At 37.4% G+C, this 18,898-nt stretch carries 16 protein-coding genes; 9 read left to right on the top strand and 7 right to left on the bottom strand.

What is annotated here, in order from left to right:
- The first annotated feature begins 124 nt into the window (after positions 1-124).
- From AACT42_RS12730 to AACT42_RS12705, 6 genes are all read left to right on the top strand, one after another.
- Positions 125-3,784: an ATP-binding protein gene (locus AACT42_RS12730; protein WP_094133647.1), complete on the top strand. Its 3,660-nt coding sequence runs from the start codon at positions 125-127 to the stop codon at positions 3,782-3,784.
- Positions 3,784-4,425, top strand: coding sequence for a condensin complex protein MksE (locus tag AACT42_RS12725; RefSeq protein ID WP_020331331.1), 642 nt, complete (start codon positions 3,784-3,786; stop codon positions 4,423-4,425). Before AACT42_RS12730 ends, AACT42_RS12725 begins: the two co-directional genes overlap by 1 nt.
- Positions 4,422-5,648 (top strand): hypothetical protein, encoded by a 1,227-nt coding sequence (locus AACT42_RS12720; RefSeq protein ID WP_094133648.1) that lies wholly within the window; start codon positions 4,422-4,424, stop codon positions 5,646-5,648. The genes AACT42_RS12725 and AACT42_RS12720 overlap by 4 nt, the downstream gene beginning before the upstream one ends.
- Before the next feature lie 44 nt (positions 5,649-5,692).
- Positions 5,693-6,544: a DUF7281 domain-containing protein gene (locus AACT42_RS12715; RefSeq protein ID WP_094133649.1), complete on the top strand. Its 852-nt coding sequence runs from the start codon at positions 5,693-5,695 to the stop codon at positions 6,542-6,544.
- A gap of 219 nt (positions 6,545-6,763) precedes the next feature.
- Positions 6,764-8,140 (top strand): RNA-guided endonuclease InsQ/TnpB family protein, encoded by a 1,377-nt coding sequence (locus tag AACT42_RS12710; RefSeq protein ID WP_094133650.1) that lies wholly within the window; start codon positions 6,764-6,766, stop codon positions 8,138-8,140.
- Positions 8,141-8,514: 374 nt separating this feature from the next.
- On the top strand, positions 8,515-9,456 hold the full coding sequence (locus AACT42_RS12705; RefSeq protein ID WP_094133651.1) for a hypothetical protein: 942 nt from the start codon (positions 8,515-8,517) through the stop codon (positions 9,454-9,456).
- A gap of 202 nt (positions 9,457-9,658) precedes the next feature.
- Here the strand turns inward: AACT42_RS12705 and AACT42_RS12700 are convergent, their stop codons facing one another.
- The 3 genes from AACT42_RS12700 to AACT42_RS12690 form a co-directional block, all read right to left on the bottom strand.
- On the bottom strand, positions 9,659-11,248 hold the full coding sequence (locus AACT42_RS12700) for a hypothetical protein (RefSeq protein ID WP_094133652.1): 1,590 nt from the start codon (positions 11,246-11,248) through the stop codon (positions 9,659-9,661).
- Between the two features lie 477 nt (positions 11,249-11,725).
- Positions 11,726-12,250 (bottom strand): RES family NAD+ phosphorylase, encoded by a 525-nt coding sequence (locus AACT42_RS12695; protein ID WP_141193250.1) that lies wholly within the window; start codon positions 12,248-12,250, stop codon positions 11,726-11,728.
- 47 nt (positions 12,251-12,297) lie between these two features.
- On the bottom strand, positions 12,298-12,843 hold the full coding sequence (locus tag AACT42_RS12690) for an antitoxin Xre/MbcA/ParS toxin-binding domain-containing protein (protein ID WP_094133655.1): 546 nt from the start codon (positions 12,841-12,843) through the stop codon (positions 12,298-12,300).
- Positions 12,844-13,048: 205 nt separating this feature from the next.
- Here AACT42_RS12690 and AACT42_RS12685 point away from each other — a divergent pair, with 205 nt between their 5' ends.
- On the top strand, positions 13,049-13,627 hold the full coding sequence (locus tag AACT42_RS12685) for a hypothetical protein (protein ID WP_094132078.1): 579 nt from the start codon (positions 13,049-13,051) through the stop codon (positions 13,625-13,627).
- 1,179 nt (positions 13,628-14,806) lie between these two features.
- Here the strand turns inward: AACT42_RS12685 and AACT42_RS12680 are convergent.
- Positions 14,807-15,604, bottom strand: a complete 798-nt coding sequence (locus AACT42_RS12680; protein WP_094132076.1) for an alpha/beta hydrolase — start codon at positions 15,602-15,604, stop codon at positions 14,807-14,809.
- Between the two features lie 26 nt (positions 15,605-15,630).
- A complete protein-coding gene (locus AACT42_RS12675; RefSeq protein WP_094132075.1) occupies positions 15,631-16,353 on the bottom strand; it encodes a hypothetical protein in 723 nt (240 codons plus the stop codon).
- Positions 16,354-16,482: 129 nt separating this feature from the next.
- On the opposite strand from AACT42_RS12675, the gene AACT42_RS12670 reads away from it, so the two are divergent.
- Positions 16,483-16,821 (top strand): hypothetical protein, encoded by a 339-nt coding sequence (locus tag AACT42_RS12670; RefSeq protein ID WP_094132074.1) that lies wholly within the window; start codon positions 16,483-16,485, stop codon positions 16,819-16,821.
- Positions 16,822-17,117: 296 nt separating this feature from the next.
- Positions 17,118-17,669, top strand: a complete 552-nt coding sequence (locus AACT42_RS12665) for a hypothetical protein (protein WP_141193176.1) — start codon at positions 17,118-17,120, stop codon at positions 17,667-17,669.
- Between the two features lie 127 nt (positions 17,670-17,796).
- Here the strand turns inward: AACT42_RS12665 and AACT42_RS12660 are convergent, their stop codons facing one another.
- Together AACT42_RS12660 and AACT42_RS12655 are read right to left on the bottom strand one after the other, a co-directional pair.
- Positions 17,797-18,156 carry a hypothetical protein gene (locus tag AACT42_RS12660; RefSeq protein ID WP_094131927.1) on the bottom strand — a complete coding sequence of 120 codons (360 nt, stop codon included), beginning with the start codon at positions 18,154-18,156 and terminating at the stop codon, positions 17,797-17,799.
- Between the two features lie 61 nt (positions 18,157-18,217).
- Entirely contained in the window at positions 18,218-18,841 is a 624-nt protein-coding gene (locus tag AACT42_RS12655) for a hypothetical protein (protein WP_094131928.1), read from the bottom strand.
- Positions 18,842-18,898 lie beyond the last annotated feature (57 nt).

Raw genomic sequence — 18,898 nt, 5'->3', positions numbered from 1 at the left:
AGGATGATGCAACATAATACATATCAGTTTTTTTCACCTAAATACTTGATTCTTATTATTGAAATTGGACTCAATTTATTGTCTAATTGTTTTTTATTAATCAATAAAAAGATAAGCATCAAATATGAAAAAAGGTCTACGAAAAATCATACTGATCAATTCCTACCTGAAGGAGCTTGTATCGGAAGTTGAGATTGGTAACAACACCATGATTACGGGTGATAATGGCGCGGGTAAAACTAGCTTTCTTAAGCTAATTCCAGCCTTTTTCGGCATGAAAACATCTAAAATCTCAAAGAAATCTGAAAATACTGACAATTTTGTGCAGTTTTACCTTCCATATAAAAACTCATACATTGTCTATGAGTACGTGACACATTTAGGCAATGTGGCTCAAGTGGTTCTATCTAGACACCATACCACCAGCATCGAGCCTAAAGTTCAGTATCGTTTCGTAGCCAAGCCGTTTGATGCTTCTGATTACCTTAATGAAGAGCAAGAAGGTAAGTTCATTGCGCTCGAACCGCATGAATTGCATACGTTATGGTCTGAGCGCCTTATTAACTTCACTAAAGCAGTGCCTACACAGTCAGACTTCCGTAAGGTTATGCAAAATGATGAGTTAAGAACCGTTGAAAAAGACTTCCATCCATACTCACTAACAGGTGGTCGAAACAACCTTAAACACATCGATTACATCGTTCATGCCTTGATAACGGGTAAGGTTAGCATTCCTGATATCAAATCATTATTAGCCAAAATCATGCATCAAAGCGGTGGAGACTACAAACTCCAGTTTAACCCGAATGAGGCTGAGCGTTGGATTGAGCATTACGAAGTTGTCAGCAAGTTCGAGTCTAAAAAAGAGTCTTACATGACCACTCTTGAAAACGGCAATGAACTGATTGAAAACGAAGACCAGCTTGAAGTTCAAGCTAAGTACATCGAATCTGCCTTGCAGGTAATTACTGAGCAGTTTGTAGAGCTTCAACAATCGGTGCAGAGCAAGAAGTCGGTACTGAAAGAAGCTGAAAACGCGAAGAATCAATTAATTGAGACAAGCAGTGAATCGCTATCCAATCTAAAGGGTCGCATTAGCGGTGCTTCAACTCAAATCGATAAAATCAACCGTCAGCAAGATCACTTCATCGACCAGGAGATTGAGCACAAATTAGCGTTGTTTGAGTCCATTCCTGAAAAAGAAGCCGATGTTGCAACGATTCAGTCTGATCTTGATTACTATAGCTCTCACTCTAAAGATATTGAGCAAATTAATACTGAGTCAGAGCTTCGTGTTAAAGAAAAGAATGCAGACATTAAGCGCGAACAGAAAGCGAAAGAGTCCGCATTAAAAGCAATTGATGGAGAGCATGAGATTGCCAAGTCTTCTCTAGAGCAAAATCATTCGAAACTTATCAGTCAGATTGAAAAACAATACTCTCAAGAGCGCGAAATTTCGATTGGTGAAAAGCACAAAGTTGAAGCAGAGATATCCTCATTAAGCAACGCTATCTTATCCGTAACTCTCGATGAAGAAGTGGTAGCAATAGCGGCTGAAATCTCTAAGACTCACACTAGAGAAGTTGAGCTTCTTAACGAGAGTGGCAGCTTGAGTAGCCAAAAGTACAGCATCCAGAATTCAGACCTGTTGAGTGAAAAAAATACAATCACATCACAACTTAAAGAACTTCTGAATGAGAAAAACGCTCACTTAAAATCTATTGAAACACTGGATGAATTGAAGAACGGACTAAAAGGCTCTGCTCTTAATGCGATTCGCGCTATTGATCCAGAACTAATCAACAACCCAATCATCAAGGTGCTTGGTCATAAACTGCTTCTCAGAACCGATTTAAGTGCTCATATTGATGAAATCGATATTGATGCTGGCATCTACGGTCTACAACTAGATATCGACTCTCTTCAGTCACCAAGCGAATTCGAAGACATGGATAACCAAATCATTATCCTTGATGAGAAAATCGCAGAAATTGACGCAAAAACTGAAGCTATTCGCCAACGTTTAAAAGATATCGAAGCCAAAATTGCAACCAACAACGTTGAGCTTAAGCGACTTGACAAAAAACTTGATGAAGTAAGAACTCTGATCGATGAAAACAAATCGAAAAGGGAGTTCTTGTCAGATAAGAAAGCTTCTCTTATCGCGGAAAAAGAAGCATCACTCATTAAGCGAAAAGAAGCCGCTGAAAAGATGCTTCGTAAGGCTGAACGCAACATTACTGCTATCGCAGAGAAAAGAGATGAAAGCATTGAAGAGCTTAATGCTTCACACCTTACTGCAAAGTCAGACTGCGACACCATGTTTTCTGAAAAGCGCGAAGCAAGTGAAGACATTTTTGAGCAGCGCATTGACCGTTTAAAGAAAGACATTAAAGCGATTAGAGAAGACGCTAACGCTCGCATCAATGACATCGATTTCGACAATGAAGCCTACCGCGCCGTTAAAGCAAGCTATGACAAGCTCATTGAAACGATTGAAGAGTACAGAAGCTACGAACCTTTAATCAACAGCTATACAAAATTCAAAGAGGACGACTTAACGCGTCTCGATGATCTAATAGCTGAAAAGCAAAGCTTACTGCAAGAGCAATCACTTTTGACTCAAAAAGTTGAAATAGCGAAGCAAGACTACGCTCGTAAGAAAGCCGATATCGAAACTGAAGTGTCAGCACTAAACAGAAAGATTGATGCTTTGACAGAGCTAAAATCAAACCTAACATCTCTAAGCTCAAGCTTGAGTGATATGGGTATTGAAACAGTCCACGATGCTGAGCTTCCTAATGGCTTTGATATTTCGGACTTTGTAGACACCAACCAGAAACTTGTCAGCAAAACAATTACTATGGGTAAGAGTGTTAAGCGCGAGCTTTCTTCAATTCAACAAGAGTTGGTTAGTAATGGCAGCGAAGATATCCGTAAATGTTGGAATGATGAAGTCGGGATGATGACCACGAGCAATAGTCACAGACTTTACCGCGCTCAAATTGTCGCATTTAACAAAATCGTTCATGAAATCATTCCAGGCTTCAAACAGATCGTGATCAGTAATGCCTTAGCTATGGGGCATGGTGTAAATGAGTTCAAACTCCAGCTAAATGGCATTTCTAGAACGATTAACGACCTTGGAAGAAAAATTTCGGATGCAGTAAACGGGTGCTCAAACTACGACTCTATTACAGATATCAGCATCAACCTAGAGTCCGTAATCCATAAAATCCACGGGTGGGGAAGCATTGTTGATTTTTGTGATGCCTACACAAGCTGGCAAGAAAGCGATTACAAAGAGAATATTCTACCTGGTGAAACATTCAAAAATCGCCTGAAGCAAATCATCGATATTAAACGTATCGGTAACTCAGACGTTAAGATTGAAGACTTGTTTAATGTCGTATTCGCTGTAACTGAAAATGGCAGAAGAAAGACCGCTCGCACAGCGACTGACCTTGAGAAAATGAGTAGTAACGGTCTTACATTCCTATTCATCTCAACACTGTATCTAGGCATGATTAAGGTGCAGAGGGGCGCTAGCCTTGTCTCTATCCAATGGCCTGTAGACGAATTAGGCAAGCTTTCTACTGAAAACACGCTGAGACTTATCGGCATTCTTGAAAATAACAACATAGCCATCGCTACAGCTCTACCAGAGCCGAATATCGATTTGATGAACTCCTTTGGCAAGATGTATCACATTAGCAAACATGGATACTTAGTAGAGAACAACGTTGAAAAAGATGAGCTAGCACTAATGATGGAGAATGCGTAATGAGCACACTATTTGAAAAAACCGTGAACTTACTTTTGAGTGGTGCATTCATTTGCAAAATCACCGAACCTGAAGCACATAACTATCTTAATGACAGCCAAAATCAATACAGCGTAGATGTATTTGTTAAGCAAATTGGTAAAACACTGAAGAGCAGCAACAACGAAAATTGTTTCTATCTAGCATATCAAGAGATAACCTCAGAAAACCGCGCTCAAATCGCCAAGAACATCGAGCAGGCTAGAAATAGTGTTAAGCCAGCCGTTGAGTCAATTCGCGTCATTCTGGACGGTTTAAGAAGCGATATGGGCTTGTACGAAGGTCAAGAGATCGTTGAGGCTACAATTGAGAGCTACGCAGAAAATAATGACTCTTGTAAGGAGAGATTCCGTATCTTGTCGCAATCTCCAAGCATCAAGAAAGGCTCTAAGCTGAAAGACAACCTTCACGACCAAATCATGATGGTGTTGCAGTACCTTGTTCGTGAAGGATACCTTGTTCAACCTAATAAAAATCGAAACATCTTCCTGGTCACAGGGAAAATTTCATTCTTAATTGATTACCTTGATTTCATCAATGAGCGAGAAAAAATTATCGAAAAAGTTCGTGATGAAAGTGCTAAGCAAGGAGTGTTGTTTTGAGTGAATTATCAACGCTTATCAATCTTTTAAAGAAGAACTCTGACATTCTTGATGACGTATACAATCAGGGAACAAAGATTGAAGAAACCCAGAATAGGGAAAGAGCATTGGAACTGACTACCCAACGGGTAGTCTATGCCACCTCTGAGGGGTATCGCCTGAATCCGAAATTGAGAAACTTTTTTGACTCAATTTTCGGCAAAGAAACCAGCTCATACATTGATACTGATTTCAATGAACGCAAAAAGGTGATCCTAAATCAGATCAGTGCATATTCAGTTGCTAAGTACAACAATGACATGATCGGTATGGATAATGCCTTCTTCCTGATAACGGATGAAAGCTTTGCTACTGCGCACCAAGCGAAAGATGTAGTCGCAAAACTTCGTAGACGCGCAAATAGTGAGTTTTCTCACATCAAGCGTCTGGAGGAAAAAATTAAGCTCAATGAAGATTCAGCAAGGATTAGTCGCGATGTAATTGAAGCATTTAGGCAGTTCAGTTCAGATGATTTTCTATTGGCACCAAATATCGACCATAAAATTTACAACTTCATCAAAAAAGAACTGATAGATCCTGTCATCAAGCTATGCGCTGAAATGACAGAAATCTTGAACAAACTTGCTGAAAACTCGATCAAGTTTAAAGAGTACAGTAAAAGCAATGAGCTTATCACCGCATTCTCTGACTATTGGATGCTTAGTCCTTCATATGAAATTGATGAGTTTACCAATGAGCAGTACGGTGAAAGCCAGTTCTTGATTCCAGACCCAATAATTCAAAGTGCTGTTATCGATATAGATTCTGATGAAAATGACGAGTTTGTGACAGATACGATTGAGAAAATCAAAGATGGAAACGATAAGTTAACGAAGGTAAAAAGTGAAGTCATTGAGGCTGAAAGCGTTGAGGCACAAGAGCTGCAAACCGAAAAGATTGTCACATTACATCGAGGTCAGTTTGAAGTTGATTGCCGCAGCTTCCTCACAGAAGTTGTCAAAGAAAAAACCCGTACCAATAACGGATTGTCAGCGAAGAAATATCATAGTGAGAAGGGGCTAGTCTATGACCTAGACCAGTGGCTGTTTGGCTTAACCATGTATCACGCCAAGTTGAATAATCTTTATAGGAGCAGGTTTAAGATAGAGCTAGATGGCGATAAACGCTATGACACTTTCGGAAACCTACTTTTGAAAGAGGTATCTGTAGAATACCAACCTTAACAGTATCCCGCTAAGCGGGATACCTTAAATTCTGTAGAAATAAAATGAATAAATTAACGAAATCAGACATCAATAGACTGCACGGAATAGTCAACAAAACTACTGATAGCACCTGCATGGCTACCAATGCCATAAAGTCTTTGCACGAGGACTTCGGGATTGGGAAAAGAGTGTCGAAGACGCATGTTAAATTCAATTCAAACGACAAAATAAAAATAATTAACAATATAAAAAGTCGTTTTAATTTAGATTTAAGAATAGCGTTAGAGGGTGACAGGACTACATTTTCTAATAAATCTGGCAATGAAAAGCTCGCTACTGAATCGCCAAAAGAGAAGAATATTGAAGTCCGATCTTTAACGGGAATCGTGAAGATTAATGGCATTGAATCTCACTTGTTTGAACCGTCAATCTCAATAGTTATGAACTCTGAGCAACTTAAGTCAGTTGAGCATACTTCAATTATCATTGTGGAAAACTATGTTGCCTTCAAGAAATTGTCTTCATCTATTCTTCCCAAGCATCATGATTTTACAGACCCTCTTATTGCATACAGGGGTGATAACACAAGGTCTCCGATTGATGGGGCTATTGAGCGTCTAAATACCATTACTTATAGCTGGATGGATTACGACCCACAAGGTTTCAATTTAGCCATTGCTAAAAAAGAAATTACAAAGGGAACCTTACTACCTTCAAACCCTGAGCAATTATATTCGCAAAATTACGGTAAAAAGGATGTTTTTAATAAACAGTTACGATTTGTTGATGGGCTTAAGGATAAAAACATTGAGTGGGTTAATGATCATATAAACATAATGACGAACAAACTCATGGTACTTACTCAAGAGGGCATCATACACTCTGAGCAGCCGCTAAAACTAAAAAGCTGGTGAGCATTGACCGAAGTCATTAGTGTTTATGATTGAAACCACTATCGCTCTTATTAGATTTTGAACAAGTGTGAGCGCATTCCCCTTCCTTCAGGGAGGGGTGAGCGAACATGAAAACAAACTTGATTTAATTCTTGTTTTCACAATAAACTTTGTTGCCACATAGAGTAATGCTTGATACCTTAAACTTTCGATTAATCTAATGATTTATTGGGATTTACCTTGGCAATATTAGGCTTTAGCTACAATATTTCTGATAAGCTTAATCCAAAGCAAGCAACGCTTTTTGCTCAATGGATTGGGTCTGCCAATGTGATCCGAAATCAAAAGATTAATGAATATAAAACCTTTCTAAAAAGCAAAACACCAGAGCTTATTGCTCAAGGTTACGCTTCCATTAAAAACAAACCTGAACTCTTATTTTTAAAAGACATTCCCGTTCAACTTTTACGCAATGCAGCAGGTTCTGTTTACTCTGATGCAGAAGCCGCGAAAAAAGGACTACGAAAGTTTCCAAAAATTAAAAATAAGTTTAAAAAACGAAGTGTTGTTTTAACTAAAGAAATGTTCTTTGTTGAGCCATTCCAAAATGGCTCAAGGATCGTAATTAATAATCACGCAAAAGCCAAAAGAAGCATTGTTTTTTCACTGATTGTTCCGCATAAGCCAGAAAAAATCGGCAATCAAATCAGGATCACTCGACAAGGCGCAAAGTTCACTTTGTCAGGTAGTTTTGATGATGGACGATTAGTTTTAGATGAAAAACAAATCCTTTCTGATTTATCTCACCTTTCTTATGAAGAACTTGAGCTAAAAACGACTGGCGTTGACAGAGGAATTGCGCTTCATATTTGTTCTAGCGATGGCTATTCAGTTACTTATAGTCCTGAAGAGGTGCTACGTAAAAAAGCGAGAGCGAAAAAGAAAGCGCATTCTCAACGCATTCTAGCTCGCAAAAAGCGACTGAATAAGAACAAAACCAAAGCTTGTGAAACAAATCAGCAGCGTATCGTACAAGCCAGGATCAGCAGACTGCAAGCGAAAGAGTCTGATTGCCGAAATAATCATAATCATCATATTTCAAAAGCATTAGTCGAAAGTGCCAATCAAATTATTGGTTTAGAAGATCTGAATTTAACAGGTATGACGAAACGTGCTGCGCCTAAGAAGAATGAAGATGGCAGAGGTTATGCGAGAAATCGAGCTAGAGCGAAAAGCGGTCTGAATCGTGCCTTACTTAGTGTTGCGCTTGGACAACTGGCGACTTATATCGAATATAAAGCCCGTAAAATAGGTAAAATTGCGATTAGTGAGTTAAACCCTGTTAATAGTTCAAAAGAGTGCGCTTGTTGTGGAAGCTTAAATACAGAGCGACTAGACCAAGCGACTTTTAAGTGCTTATCATGCGGAAATGAAGATAACGCTGATGCAAATTCATCAAAAGTGCTGAAAAAACGACTGATACATTACATTAAAGAGAATACGTTTGCTAAAAGCAAAACTCGTAAAAGTATCGTGAAAAGAAAGAAAAAACTGGCTGACAGAACCGACACCAGTATAAAAACGAGAGACAGAGAAAGCGCGGTGCTAACGTCCTAGCGGCGTTAGTCATAAGACCATAGAACTATGGCACATTTCGCCCGATATTTTATATCGGAGATGTTTCTAATAGGACGAATATTTGGGCTTCGGCATCAATTATTCAGAAACCCAGTCCTTTAGGGCTGGGAGGTTCATTATTGCAGATTAGCTTTTTCAACCATCCAATGGCAACCATTTCATTCATATTTGTGAATAAAAAGGCAATATACCCTGATATTACCCTCGGAGATTTTCCAATATCGGGGTTATTTATGCACACGTCATGAATACTAGCTAAAGCGTGTGTGCCACACGCAAACTTCAATGTCTCTCGCTTTCTTTTCCTGTTTTTTATATCATATAAAAAATAACAATAGAAAAAGCAGAAGAAAATGAAGAAGGTAAACGAGGTTCAATTTTATCAAAATGGTAAAGTTCAAGTACCTATAGCCATAGGTGTCAACAACTTAGATATTAGCCAAGATACCCTCACATCCACTCTCAAAAGTTTTGAAGAGTTTTTTGCCATTGAACTGGCAGGTGAGTACTTAAGATTTAGTGCAGACCGCTCGGAAACTTGGGACTACGTTGATGAAGGACTCGGCACACACGATTTCCCATCCGAAATTGATGATTTCACACTTGAGTGCCTGAACAATGGTGAAAGCAGAAGAATCTCTGTAAACAACATTGATGTTTTGAATCTGGATGAAGAAGATGAGCCATACTTCCATAATGGAGGCGTTAGGGCAGAGTGGATTGATGGGAAGCTTGACCGAGAAAAATGGCTCTATCTGGTTGAATCGAGACCTGATGAACCAAAAGATGGAGATAAGCCATTCATTGCCGCGATCATGACATACGCTGCGGCTTTCAACCAAAAGTCTTACCGTCCGAACTGGCAATCTTCCGATCAATGGAACTGGGATCTGATTAATGAAGATCACCCGTCATTAGATACGCTACGAAATATCAATGAGGCTCAATATTCAACCCCTATGGTGGTAGATGTTCCATTTGATGAGGTCAGATATCAGTTGTTTAGAGATCACATACACAATCAATATCCACACTTGGACATCAATTTTCTCGATTCCATTAACCAGGCAGTATTGAAGCTTAATGAGAGAATTACTTACGAGCATGATACCGACAAATTGGCAGAAAAATTTCTTTCCGTAATATCAAAATTCGATAAAGAAACGCAGAAAAACATGTGTTCTTTCATCAACAAAAAGAGCTTCAATGAAGCAAAATCTTTTGTTAATAGCTCACACAAGCGTATTTTTGAGCCAGAATTACCAGAAGTGTCTGACAGCTCCTTAACGATGTGAACTTCACTTTAGACAAAAAAAGAAAAACCAGTCATGGACTGGTTTTTTTCATAATAACTGTTTAAGAGTGATTCACAACGCAAATGATATAAAAGCACATAAGACTTATACATCGCTTGTAGGTTCTGAATGTTTTTTATTATACATAAGCTATTCGCGGTGTAAAGCATTATTTAGCTAAGGTTAACAGCACATTGACGTTCTAGAGTGATAAATCACCCATCCCTCTACCGATCTTGTTCAAGTTATCCTCTAAATGCTTAGCTAGCATGTTTCTTAAGCTTTGATTGTCACCCGTATCTTTGAGCAGATCCATAAGGTTATGCACCTTTGTAGCAGAACCAGACATAAGGGAATCGATCAAATGACTCCTGAAAGGAGTTTTAGGGTATCTGGTTAAAGTAGATGTAGTAGATTTATCAAAACCAGGGAATCTATCATCAACCCCCTTAATTTCATTAATGGCTGACATAACATCTGTAAGAACTATATCCGCCCTTATTTGATCAGCTTTAGGTAACTTCGGATATTGAGCCATAAGCTTGAATAAGTTTTTATTTCCCACCATAGAGCAGCCCAGCGACTCTGGAGCATCACCTATCGATTGATAGTAAGATGTGTATCGAAACAGGGCATTTGGAAAACCTGTGAGGGTATGGGCTTGCGTGGTTAACTCATATGACTGAGTATCTCTGTTCAAAACAACTACATTTTCAGACAAGCGCTCTTTGCCGCTCATTTTATCAAGATACTGACTAATCTCTTGCTGATGCTTTGTTAGCTCTTTTTTGAATAAGGCAGAAATAACATCAGTACGCGAATAACCGTAGTTAGCAATTAAGCTTATAGCTTTATCATGATCGCCAGACCTTAGCGTTTCTCCGATTGCTTTATCCATAAACTTTTCTTCAATGACTTGCATTTTATGGAGAGCATCGAAATCCTTGAGAGTGAAACTAGCAACAGAATGATTCTGTATAGAGTCAGATGCTATCCTTTTCATCGCGATCTTACCAATCTCAGAATTGATGATTTTCTTGTTCATCATGTCTTGTATTGCTACTGGTGAGGTAACAAAGCTTAACATTTCTGAATCCATAAATTTATTTGGCAGGCTTTCCAGTATCTTTACCGACTGCTCATAAGGGAGAGTATTCATTGCGCTTGATAGAAGCTTGCTATCTTCAATGGTAAGGTAATCAGACCATGAGGCAGAAATATGCTTTATCAGTAAGATATCACGCATCTCAAGTGCTTCTACGAGATGTTCATGCACACTTTTGTCTGACTCACTAATCATTCTGTAGAATGGGGTAATTTCATTTACCGTTACACTCATGGGAATTGCGGAATTAGGGACTAAAAATTCGCTTTCTGAAGAAGAGATAATCTTACTAACATCAAGTACGTCTGAGCGCTTAAACTTTGCTGAAACAACTAAGCCGCAATAACCAGTCACAAAATCCTGTCGTTGTTCCATAATCTGTTGAGCGTTCATGATTGACTCGGTAGGAAAGTTAGACATTTCAGAATGAGCAAACTGTGATGCAGAATCAACATCCGATGAAAAACTAGCGATTAGTGCGCCTTTTGTAAAATTATTGCTTTCAATTCCTGATAGCACATCATCTTTTATTTCTTTTGTTAAGCAGTTAATGCCTCTATGCAAAGTAATGACATCATCAGTCTCTTGCCCCTCAATCATTTTTAGCTTTTTATAATCAGAAGCAGTTAGGAATACATCATTTTGACTATATTGGTAACTGGTAAGTTTTGATATTACTTCATTCATGATTTGATACTTTTTTGTTTTTAATATTATATGATTATATCGAAATAATTTTCTTTACACTAGGGTCACTGTATACGGGTAGCTATTGAGCATGGATAAACATCTTCCTGATGCAACCTTGTTTGTTTAAGAAAAATTAATGAAGGAAGGAAATGGACTACATACGTTTTGTGCTTCTTATCTTGTAGACTTTAGAAAATTAATTCCAAACCCGTATCCACATCAAATGAAATTGTGCGATAAATTATTAGTTCTAGAAGCTAAAGAAGTTATTTTTAAAGAAATGCTTATCCAGTCCTTTTATTTCGGCCTCACAATATAATCCTTCTTATGCTAGCAAAGGTTCCGTTTTTGATTCCTAATCAAGGTGAGTTACATCATTTAAAAATAAATGAAGTGGATTTTACTACCTAGCCAAACATTCGTGTTGTCTATAAGAAAAAAACCGCTGATTAGCGGTTTTTTTAGCTTCTGGAATCATGTTAAACCAAACATTCGATCTGAATATATTGGCTTCACTGTATCAATCAATCGAATCGTATTCATGACACTCGATGTTGGATCCAAAATAATATTTGCATAACAAGAGCGACGAATGGCATTAAATTTCGACCTGGCAATGTCATCGTTTATCGATATTGATGGCGCAATAATTCCATCGATGTAAGGGTTTTTTAGAAGACTATCACCAAATAATTGTAATTGAGCAGGGTAAGGGTAGGTATTCCAATCATCATTAAGCTGATTTGGAATTATCTCGTGCAGCGCTACAGAGTCAGATAGCTCATAAACAGCAACCACAGATGAAACGTTAGCCATCTTTGGTGAGTCTACATAGTTCGCTAGCTCTAACATAGCGTTCTGCACATTAGAACTAAAATACAAAGCCCCAGTACCCTGGCTATTCCATCTGGCACCGTATTTGAAACTGCTGGTCTTCTCGTAATCAAGAAGCTTAGAGGGATCAGTTAAATCAGCTCTCATTGTCTTAAATAAGATCACAAAATCCCCTAACTTTCATTTTATTACAACCCATTAATACCTCCATTTTACGAGAAGTCGCCCATCTTGATTCTATCAATCATCTCCAAAACAGCCTTTCGACCAACCGCAATATCCATCAGATCTACAGGTGCCATACCGCAAAGAGGGCGCTTTTTACCAACTAACCACTCCTTCACGAGTTCAGTGTCATCACCAAAGAGAACCATTAACTCAGACCATATATGCAAGAACTCGACGATTGCTTCAGATTGCGTCTTATCCAACTCTTTTTTACGGTACTGATTGCTTAGGTTTGTTTGGCTGACACTGAGTGTTTTAGCCAACATATCCTTAGGAATAATGTTTGATAAAGCCTTAATGATTTTACCATTAAGACCTTGAGTTAATAACAATGCAGTATTTAGGCTCGATACTCTAAGCGTTGGTACTAGCATGTAGTTAAATGCCAATGCGTCAATATCCGTAAACCCTTCAAATACAAGGTCGCTATCAGTGTATTGGCTTTCGCGTACCAGCTTGAGATAAGCTAGACTAGACGCTGGTGACTTACAAAGACGGTCAACATCGACTTTTAACATTTGAGTTTGCATAGTAGAAATTCCATCTCGTTAGGTACATGATACGAATATAGCTCGTAATAACTACGAGCGCAAGAGGTAAGCAACTATGCATAGTGAAATATAACTCATTGCTAACAACAAGTGACAATCAAAATCTAACTTGACGGTATATCGGGCGAATGATTAAAATACAGATAAATAATTGAACAGTGTTTTAAATTAGAGATAATCAAGAATGAATAGAATTACACATAATAAACATTCACTACTGAAAGAGTTTCTACCTAGCTATCTTCTCGGTTGGGCGTTGTTAGCGATATCGATATACGCGTTTTCTTCGATATCAGTGACAGGCTACGAGCACTTTGGTGATTTTGTGTGGAATGTGATAATAGCTTTCTTGGCAATCGGCTTATTAATCTCGGCAGCAAGTGTAGCAATGCATGGGTTTAGTTACTTGCTAGGTGAAAAAGTTACTGTGAACACAAATGAGTTAATGATAGAACTTCCAACTCTAACTAACTTTAGGGTTAGTTCCGAATTTTATATATCATTACAAACTAAAGACTTACTCGTGTTTGAAGAGCGCTATGCGTGTCCAAATTTCAATAAGACAATGGCAAATATAGGTTTTAAATGCAGGCTGCTTGATGAACATGGTAAAGAACTACCAGTTACAATTAGCTGTCAGCGCGGTGAAAACTTTGTCTTGCTTGCATACCCAAATCACAGAGCAGACATTAAAAAAGCAAAGACATTAATCATGTCATCAGAGAAAGAGTTTGTTGCAGACATTTCTTTCTTAAACATCTAATAAAGATAAGGCACCGCTAAGGAATACATATGTCTAACGAAAATAATTAATTATTAATCAAAGAGTCATAGGTATCGCATAGAGATGCTTACCAATTATTCGCTTAAATACCGACAACTCATTTCAAGAAGATGAAGCCCAAAGAAAATGATTTATATTTTCTCTTCTAATCCAGAAGCGCTCTTAAGAGCGCTTTTATTTTTAACCAATATCAGAACAAAAGTAAATTCAAATCCTACAGTAGAACTAAATTCCGTTGCTTATATTGACTTTTGATAAATCCACCCATAAAATTAATTTGTTTGAAAGGGCACGAAATGCATAGCTCACTTGAAAAGCCTCAGCTACCAACTGAGGCTTTTTACATATATCGTGAAAATCAATTTAAACTCTGAATATCTATAATTACTCTTCCACAAACGAACAAGAAATAGTGTCTTTGGATTGTTTTCGAATGTTTCCACCCGCCAGTATTGAAAGTAAATGCATGGTATCAACAAGATCTTCTAAGCTACTCATTTTAATCTTTTTCTTAGTGCCATCAACAACCTCTAATTCTAACGAAAAGCTAATGGACAAATTCAACTGGCATTAAGAGATTTGGCTTCAAAGGGCATTTATTCTTTTGGTTTAACTGAAGGCAATGTGTGCTCACATAGACCAGACTTCTATTGAGAAAGGATTTAAATTAAACGAAAAATCAGGAGTTTTCGAATATGACAGCGATATCAACCTCTATGACAGTGAGACGTTGAGCTATTTAAAAGCGTACAACGAATTTGAAGAGTACAGTAAGGAATTACATATAAGAGATCACAAACATATCGAGAAAAAGAGGGTGAAATTCGGACTAACTCCCATAAAAGAATGGTTGTAAAAAATAAAAAACCAGTATGATGCTAAGCCGATAAATTGGGTTGTCGGCTTTACATAGAATCTCATAACATCATGATTTTATGTCGCTTTTGTTGTTATGCATTTATTGTGCCAAGTGCGTATTATATGGATTATGTTAAACTATGTGTGATCCGAGTCACACAACAAATGCAACGCTATGTAATCACAATTATGACCCGCCCCGCGCACTCGTAAGTCATTGAATATTAAGGTTATTTGACATAAAAACGGTAATCTGCATTTTTTGCAGATTACCGTTTAAATCTATTTCACTAAGATGTGTTAAAGCCCCATAAGCAGCTTAAAATGACTAAAGTTAGTCGAATTATGATCGCCGTTAAACTCAATGAAATTAACAGAAAAGCCATCTGCCATTAAAGCATTCTTAAAACTCACCGCAGACTCAATGCTAAACAACTGATCTTTATTTCCGTGAATTAAAGTAAATTTAGTATTTCTAGCTAAATCAGGAGTTTCTAATAACTTATTTAACGAGTTGTAATCCTCTAATATAAATGAGTTTATGAGGCTTTTCAGACCTCTTGATTCCGTCACTGCTACAGACAAGTCTGAAAATCCAGATTGGATAATTACATTGCTCACAGCAGAAGGATTTTGAACAAAAAGCTCTATTGCGTGAGCTGAGCCTATCGAACGCCCCCACAATATTAACTCGTTACCATCATAATTTTGCTCTAGCCATTTATTGGTAGCCTCTATGGAGCCTTTAAGACTTGGAAATCCATCGCTATTGCCGTATCCAGGATATTCAATCATAACTATGTTGTACCCAATCTCGCTTGAGAGGCTTTTAAAGATCCAAGCATAGTCGTCTACTAACTCCATATTTCCATGAAAAAAGACAATGAGTGGCTTTAACTCATCTCCTTTGAAGTAGAGAGTTTTAATCTGATTGTTATCAACCACTATCTTCCCAACAACCATGTTTTCAGTGTTGCTAACCTCATACTCTTGAGGTGATCGAAAATACGCTGGGTAGATAGCAACTTTCTGAATTAGAAAGAACAATGCCATTCCAATCATGATGAATGATGCAATGAGTGCAGGTTTAACTTTCATAATAAATTACGCATTACTACCTTCAATTAGAATGGCGATACTTTTAGGCTGACAGTATCAATATCTCTAGGCAAATTATCATCAAAAAAGAACTTAATTGTACCCACATAAGACTCTCCATCATGCTTGAAATCAGAAAGTAAAGCGCAAGAATGCCACTCATCAATCGCCCGACTCATCGCAGTATATGAAATTAAAGCATTTGTCTCTGTGATCACCTTAAACTCATACTTAGTTAAAACTGTGTCAATACCAAATACATCAGCATCAATCTTACGTGTGAACTCAATTTCAATATCTACGTTGTTGAAGTCATCTTCAGATAGTGGTTTATTTTCCGAATCTTGTTGGTTTACACGGCTAGCAAGTCTCTTCAACATTTGCTCTATTTCACCAATTGAATTCTCTGCATCATCGAGATCATATGATGATTCACCTACGTAACCTTTAGCTATCTCATTCACGTTACAGTCTTGGCATTCCAAAAATGCTTGTTCGCTACGAAAGGTTTGGTCTTTTCTTGATTTACTCAACTCATCACGAAGTGCATTCATCGAAAATACTAAACTTGAAAGTCTGGCTTTAATCTCTTCTCTTCGATCAGCAACAAGTTTGGCTTCTCGCTCTCTCTTTTCTCTACCTTGTAACTCCCTAATGTAGTCCATTATGTTGATGGAAATTACAAATACGAAGAATGCAATGACAAAAGCGCCAACTATAGCTACTACATCTAATAACCCCAAAACCATATCTAAATTCCTCAATTTTTTAGTGTGTCAGGCTTACATCTCTATGTAAATAATCCCGCCACTTGATTTATTTGTTTTATTCTTTCCGTTAAAATAGCACCATTAATTAAACAAATAAAAAGGTTTATTGTGGAAAACTCAAAAAAATTTAAAAGAATGGTAGCGAAACATCTTGTAGGTAGCTCGGTAAAATGTTTGGAATATCGTAAAAGTTTTACGAATGGGGAGTCTGTAACATTCATGTATGGAAATTATTATTCTGCGAGCAAGAAATTCACATTAATTCCTGAAGGTAACAGTCTGAAGATAAAAACTGGTAAAAACACATTCGAGCATGTCGCTAACTTTACGCCATATGATTCTATTGATGACGAATACTCCGAAGCATTCGATAAATCATTAACAGAGGATGGGTTTGCGATAGATGAAGATCTCATGGAGAGGTACTTCGAGCGATTTGAAGATTAGGGTGTCGTAAGCTCCCTACCCTTACTTAAAGCACTCATTGGTATCAAATGACACTGTATTCGGTAGCCAATACTGATATAATTAGATTAAACATTTCACACTCTTTGATATTGTTTATTTTATATTCGTTAAGTTATAACCCCATTAATATCATAAGTGAACAATATTCCAATATTTTTCTACACTTGAGTTAGTTTTGAACAAAAATTCATTGTTAAAACCAACTCCATAATGTACAATTTTCTCGAAATCTAATTAATTAAACTTTAAATAAACAAGTAAAAAGGAATAATAAAATGGCACTTAAAAAAGCACATGCTACCGCACTTGAAGATTTACTTAATCTTGCAAATCGCTTCTACAAGTTTTCTGGTGACGTAAAAGGCGTTGAAAGCGAGTTCGAAGCTGACTTCAATGATCTGATGAAAGAGTCAAACACAAAAATCACTCTTGTAGAGCGTGATGGTAAACTTGAAGCTGATGTTGTAGAGCTACAACGCGACTTTCTTAAAGTTGTACACAAAAACGAAGAAAACATCTCTATTAAGTCCAAAACCCTTGGCGTGGAAATTGAAGTTAAGGTTTGGCGACAAGATAAGTTTGAGCACACAAACGAACAAATTCGCACAGCTCTCCTTCAGCTAGCTGACCAAATCGAAATCATCCCTACTGAAGCAAAAGATATTGATGAAGATATCTTGATCAAGGGCATCGACTTGTTCAAAAAGACTGAAACAGAATCTGAAGATGAAGATCTTCATGAAGAAGAAGTAGAAGCTGAAGAGCTTGAAGAAGACCAAGATGAAGATCTAGAAGAAGAAGAGCAAGAAGAACTTGAAGAAGAGTAATTCCTTCTTGTTATGAGACTTTATGCTGAAAGGCTCGAAATCAACATTTCGAGCCTTTTAATATATATTTTACATTAAAATATACACCCTATTTCTTTTAAGTCTGAGTCTACCTCAATAAAAAACATTAGCACCCGATTTTAGTAATTATTAGTCGAGCAATAAGCGCCAGTAGTGCTATAGAACCAAGAACAATCAAGACTGGAAGGAATGGAACCATGAAAAAGGCTAAGAATAGAAATGTCACGCTTACAATTAACAACCAGTTAGCGCCATTTCTAACCTTAGATACCTGCTTTCCGCTTTGCTCGTCATCAAATGCATCTTCTACTTGTTGCACCGTCTTGTCACTTACAAATTTAATTTGCTTAGAAAACTTTTTTCCAATCTTATTAATGATAAAAATAAAAATCGCTGCTGTGATGATAAAAAATGAGAAAATAATGCCTAAATTTACATAGTCTTGGCTGGTAAGATTCGAAAACATATAATTCTCCATTAATTAAGGCTAGCACCCTGCTAGCCTTTGTATTTACTTTATATTAAGTTTATTTTTTTGATTTTACATCTGGTTCTTCATCATCAAAATCATGCGATGAGTCTTCTCCGTAACATTCTTCTGATTCGTCTGCTTTAGGCGCTACAGAAGCAAAATCAATCTGCTCAGCTTTCTCTTGATACTTAATTGAAATTCCACGGTAAACACCTTTCAATTTGGTAACAATTAGCTCTTTCAAATGAGCAACCAAATCATCAGAAACGTGATAGATAAAGCTAGGTAAGAAACCTAGAATCCAACATGCAATTTTTTCCTTGTTTGAAGTGATCTTCATTTGCTCTTTGATTTTTGCTGCTTGTGATTGAGCTTGAGATACACAAATTTCACCTGATGAGACACTTTCTTTCAACTGTTCTAGCTTTTGAATTGACTCAATATTGAGTACAGCATATCTAGATCTTGACCATAAGATACCAAGCGCCAAGTACCCCACTGCACAACCTATAATCTCATACCAGGCTAAATCGCTAGTACAAGCGAGCAGAACAAAACCGAAGAAAGACAGGGCTGCGGTTGTTTTTAGGTTTTCACAAAATGCCATGTAAATACTAAATACAAAGAGAACACCAAATATGACAAATGGCATTGCAAAAAAACCAAGTAAGGTTTCCATAGATTTTTCCTTTTTTATTGAAGAATTTTATGGAGTGTATACTCTGATTCAGCGCAA

The sequence above is a fragment of the Vibrio sp. V15_P4S5T153 genome, assembly GCF_963874485.1.
Lineage (GTDB): Bacteria > Pseudomonadota > Gammaproteobacteria > Enterobacterales > Vibrionaceae > Vibrio > Vibrio anguillarum.
Note: the sequence above shows the minus strand (reverse complement) of the source record. Positions and strands in the feature narration are given on the sequence as shown.

What these genes read in the sequence shown, in the direction of transcription:
- AACT42_RS12680 (WP_094132076.1), bottom strand. Translation starts at nt 15,604, where the DNA reads ATGAAAGTTAAACCTGCACTCATTGCATCATTCATCATGATTGGAATG.
- AACT42_RS12655 (WP_094131928.1), bottom strand. Translation starts at nt 18,841, where the DNA reads ATGGAAACCTTACTTGGTTTTTTTGCAATGCCATTTGTCATATTTGGT.
- AACT42_RS12660 (WP_094131927.1), bottom strand. Translation starts at nt 18,156, where the DNA reads ATGTTTTCGAATCTTACCAGCCAAGACTATGTAAATTTAGGCATTATT.
- AACT42_RS12665 (WP_141193176.1), top strand. Translation starts at nt 17,118, where the DNA reads ATGGCACTTAAAAAAGCACATGCTACCGCACTTGAAGATTTACTTAAT.
- AACT42_RS12705 (WP_094133651.1), top strand. Translation starts at nt 8,515, where the DNA reads ATGAAGAAGGTAAACGAGGTTCAATTTTATCAAAATGGTAAAGTTCAA.
- AACT42_RS12700 (WP_094133652.1), bottom strand. Translation starts at nt 11,248, where the DNA reads ATGAATGAAGTAATATCAAAACTTACCAGTTACCAATATAGTCAAAAT.
- AACT42_RS12690 (WP_094133655.1), bottom strand. Translation starts at nt 12,843, where the DNA reads ATGCAAACTCAAATGTTAAAAGTCGATGTTGACCGTCTTTGTAAGTCA.
- AACT42_RS12685 (WP_094132078.1), top strand. Translation starts at nt 13,049, where the DNA reads ATGAATAGAATTACACATAATAAACATTCACTACTGAAAGAGTTTCTA.
- AACT42_RS12715 (WP_094133649.1), top strand. Translation starts at nt 5,693, where the DNA reads ATGAATAAATTAACGAAATCAGACATCAATAGACTGCACGGAATAGTC.
- AACT42_RS12725 (WP_020331331.1), top strand. Translation starts at nt 3,784, where the DNA reads ATGAGCACACTATTTGAAAAAACCGTGAACTTACTTTTGAGTGGTGCA.
- AACT42_RS12730 (WP_094133647.1), top strand. Translation starts at nt 125, where the DNA reads ATGAAAAAAGGTCTACGAAAAATCATACTGATCAATTCCTACCTGAAG.
- AACT42_RS12675 (WP_094132075.1), bottom strand. Translation starts at nt 16,353, where the DNA reads ATGGTTTTGGGGTTATTAGATGTAGTAGCTATAGTTGGCGCTTTTGTC.